Genomic DNA, 4,439 nt, shown 5'->3' on the forward strand with positions numbered 1-4,439 from the left:
CATGACCGAGATATTAACGCCAGTAAAAACATTTTGGCCGCAGGGCTTGCGGTGTCAGTCCGGGTCGCGACTATAAGACCAGAACAGAGTAAATCTGTTAAGGCAGGTGCGGAACCCCGCAAGGGAAAGAAGCAGAAACCTAAATCGTGAGGTTTGGGAATCACCGTCCGTTTACGGCGGTGAGGATGTCAAGATGACCCTGACGTTGGACAATAACGATCGAGTTTCCCAGTTCTACTTGTTCTAAAACCTGAAGAAAATGTTCCTGTGCTTGGGTATAGCTAGTATAGGTGGTGGGGATGGTCATTAATCAACTCCGCAGTCAAGAAATTAATCAATGGGTGCGTTAACCAAGAGTAACGCACCCCAAAGAAATTACACCGAAGTTAAGGTTTTCTCCGCGCTAATTTGCGCTTCGGGACTATCCGCTTCCGAGGGAGGGACCACTTGCCAGAATTGACCGAGATAGCTATCCCAATTAGCTAAAATTAACTTACCTTTGGGGCTATTAGTGCGTTCTACATGGGCCTCAATTAAAGATTTTAACTGTTCCGCACCGGCAGCCGTGCCAACCCGTTGAATCTTGACAATTTCGGGGTTAAGTTTCTCCGGTAGGGACGGATCAAGAATATAAGCTAATCCTCCCGTCATCCCGGCGCCGACGTTGCGACCAACGGAACCAAGCACGACAATTACCCCCCCGGTCATGTATTCACAGAGGTGATCCCCGGCCCCTTCGATAACCGCTTTCGCGGTGGAATTGCGGACAGCAAAGCGTTCACCAGCGCGACCATTCGCGTATAACACCCCACCGGTGGCCCCGTAGAGACAGGTATTACCGATAATAGCGTTATCTTCAGGCTGATAATTGGCGTTTTGGGGCGGTAAGATGACAATTTCGCCGCCGTAGATGCCTTTACCCACATAATCGTTAGCTTCCCCCTCTAAATGGAGATTGACACCGGGTAAATTAAATGCTCCGAAACTTTGACCAGCCGCACCCTGGAAATTGAGCTTAATTTCGCCTTCAAAGCCATCATTACCGTATTTTTGGGCAATTACCCCCGCAATTCTCGCCCCGACGGAGCGATCGGTATTGACAATCCTGTAGGTTTTGCTGACGGTTTCCTGTTGCTCGATCGCCTGTTTAATCTCGCTATCGGCTAGAATATCGTCATCGAGAACAGCACCGTTACTATGTACTTCCTCGTGCTGCAACCAAGAGCGATCGCTGCGTCCATCGGGTAAATTCAACAAACAATCGAGATTGAGGGATTCTGTCTTAGTTAAACGAGCATCGGAGCGCACTTTTAACAGATCCGACCGGCCAATCACCTCATTTAAACTGTGATAGCCTAATTTCGCCAATAATTGCCGCGTTTCCTCGGCCACCAAAGTAAAGAAATTGACCACATGAGCGGGAATTCCGGGAAAACGAGCGCGGAGACGTTCCTGTTGGGTAGCGACTCCCACAGGACAATTATTCGTGTGACAGACGCGGGCCATGATGCACCCCTCGGCAATCATGGAAATGGAACCAAAACCGAATTCCTCCGCACCCATCACGGCAGCCATGAGGATATCCCAACCGGTTTTTAGTCCCCCATCTGCACGCAAAATCACCCGATGACGCAGTTGATTTTCCATTAACATCCGATGCACTTCCGTCACTCCCAATTCCCAGGGACTACCCGCGTGTTTAATCGAACTTAGGGGTGATGCACCTGTACCACCATCGTGACCGGAAATCTGGATAATATCAGCGTTAGCTTTGGCAACTCCGGCCGCAATTGTGCCGATACCGATCTCGGCCACTAATTTGACGGAAACTTTGGCCCGGGGGTTAATTTGGTGTAAATCGTAGATTAATTGCGCTAAGTCTTCGATCGAGTAGATATCGTGGTGAGGAGGGGGAGAAATCAAGGTAACACCCGGTTTTGATCGCCGTAACATGGCAATATAGGGACTGACTTTTTTCCCCGGTAATTGACCTCCTTCTCCCGGTTTTGCTCCTTGGGCCATTTTAATCTCTAGCTGTTTTCCACTCATTAAGTATTCGGGAGTGACTCCAAAACGTCCCGAAGCTATCTGTTTAATGGCAGAATTGGCCGTATCACCGTTTTTTAAGCCGTTTAGGTGGGGCATAGTTACGGAATGTCCTTCTTCATCCACATCGCTTAAGCTGGTGTAGCGGATCGGATCTTCTCCCCCTTCTCCGGAATTGGACTTACCTCCGATGCGATTCATTGCGATCGCTAGGGTTTCGTGTGCTTCCCGGCCCAAGGCACCGAGGGACATTCCCCCTGTGCAGAAGCGTTGCAGGATACTTTCGATCGATTCTACTGCTTCGATGGCAATTGAGGCTCGATCGCTGTTAAATTCTAATAAATCGCGCAATGCAGTAACGGGTCTTTGGTGCAAGATTTGGCGATAGGTTTCGTAATGGTCATATCCTTCACCTTGGGAGTGAGCAGCCACTGCTTTATGGAGTGCTTTCGCCATTTCCGGGGAATTCATGTGGTATTCTCCCCCCGGACGGTAGTTGACAAAACCGTAGTTTTCTAGTTTTTTAGCGGTAAGATTGGGGAAAGCTTTACTGTGGAATGCGATCGCTTCTTGGGCCACTTCCGCAATGCTTAAACCCCCAACGCGACTGGTAGTGCCGTTAAAAGCTAGTTTAACTAAATCTGCCGACAATCCGATCGCCTCGAAAATTTGCGCTCCATGGTAGGAAGATAGGAGAGAAATACCCATTTTCGAGAGGATTTTCAGTAATCCTGCTTCTACGGATTTGCGGTAATTAATTAGGGCTTTTTCGAGGCTAATAGCTTCTAATTTGCCGTTTTCCATCAATTTCTGCGTTTTTGGCTCGATCCACCACTGGGCGATCGTTGCTAACGCAAGATAGGGACAAACTGCGGAAGCACCATAACCAATTAGACAAGCGAAGTGATGGGTACTCCAACACTGGGCCGTATCGATCACAATCGAAGCTTTTAAACGCAAGTGTGAGCGAATCAGGTGATGATGGACGGCACCAACAGCTAATAAAGGAGGAATATAGCTAGTTTTTTCGTCAATAGGAGCAGTCCTGTCACTGAGAATTAAAATTTCTGCTCCCGATTCTACTTTCTTGGCGGCCTCAGCGCACAAATTAGCGATCGCATCTTCTAATCCCCCTGGTCCGGTGGTCAGATCATAAAGGGTAGAAAGTTCGGCTGTTTTGTAGCTAGAGGTTTTAACTTTGGCTAATTCCGCATTATTGAGCAGGGGAGAGTCTAATTTCAGTAAATGTGCGTCATCAACCCCCAATTTCAGGATATTACCCCGTCGTCCCAGATACATAGTCAAGGACATGACTAAACTTTCCCGTAAAGGATCGATGGGAGGGTTAGTAACTTGGGCAAAACGTTGTTTAAAGTAATCGTAGAGAAGATGGGGTTTACTGGAGAGGACTGCTAGGGGAGTGTCATCACCCATACAGAAAGTCGGTTCTTTTCCCTGTTCTGCCATGGGAACGATAATCATATCCACATCTTCGGCAGTATAACCGAAAGCGGTTTGCAGGGGAAGGAGATTGCTGGGAGCGGGAATGTCGATCGCTGTTTCTTTGTCAATCAAGGTGCGTTGGGATTGCACCCATTCACCGTAGGGATTAGCTCGGGCAATTTCCTGTTTAATCGGCCAATTACGCTTAATTTCGCCTTTTTCTAGGTCAACTGCGATCATTTGACCGGGGCCGAGACGACCTTTTTCCATAATGGTGGTTTCATCGAGGGGAATAGTTCCCGCTTCCGAAGAAACGACAATATAACCGTTGTTAGTAATGCTATAACGGGCCGGTCGCAAACCGTTGCGATCCAAACAAGCGCCGACGATTCCCCCGTCACTAAATACCAGTAAAGCTGGACCGTCCCAGGGTTCCTGTAAACCGCTATAGTATTCGTAGAAGTCGATAATTTCGGGATAATCCTGTAAATCCGGCTGATTATTGTAGGCCTCCGGTACTAGGATCATAGCCGCTTCTAGGGGACTGCGACCGGTTCTCACCAATAATTCTAGGGCGCTATCGAGGTTATAGGAGTCGCTGTTAGCGGGGTTAACAATGGGGGTCAGGGATTGTAATTCTTCGTGGGTCCAACCTTGGGTTTCTAAAGCGGGTTCCCGGGCCGACATCCAGTTAATATTGCCCAAAAGGGTGTTAATTTCGCCGTTATGACCTAATAAGCGCATCGGTTGAGCGAGGGGCCATTTCGGTTGGGTATTGGTGCTAAAACGTCGGTGATAAATAGCAAATTGACTGCTATAGGCGGGATTTTGCAGGTCTAGATAGAATTCTCGCAGGATTTCGCCCCGTACCATCCCTTTATAGACAAGGGTGCGACAGGAAAAGGAACAGAAATAGAAATCATCGGCCAGTTGCTTACCGACTTCAGAAC

1 protein-coding gene and 2 pseudogenes are annotated in these 4,439 nt (G+C 48.3%); 1 reads left to right on the forward strand and 2 read right to left on the reverse strand.

Going from position 1 to position 4,439, the window contains the following annotated elements:
• Positions 1 to 150, forward strand: a pseudogene (locus tag IQ242_RS17610) (RNA-guided endonuclease TnpB family protein); the annotation flags it as partial.
• Positions 151 to 184: 34 nt separating this feature from the next.
• Here the strand turns inward: IQ242_RS17610 and IQ242_RS17615 are convergent.
• Positions 185 to 307: pseudogene (locus IQ242_RS17615) on the reverse strand (type II toxin-antitoxin system Phd/YefM family antitoxin); the annotation flags it as partial.
• Positions 308 to 375: 68 nt separating this feature from the next.
• Positions 376 to 4,439, reverse strand: a 4,064-nt coding sequence (gene gltB, locus IQ242_RS17620; protein WP_193960866.1) for a glutamate synthase large subunit, incomplete at its 5' end; no start/stop codon positions are given.

The organism is Microcystis sp. LEGE 08355 (assembly GCF_015207185.1).
Taxonomy (GTDB): Bacteria; Cyanobacteriota; Cyanobacteriia; order Cyanobacteriales; family Microcystaceae; genus Microcystis; species Microcystis panniformis.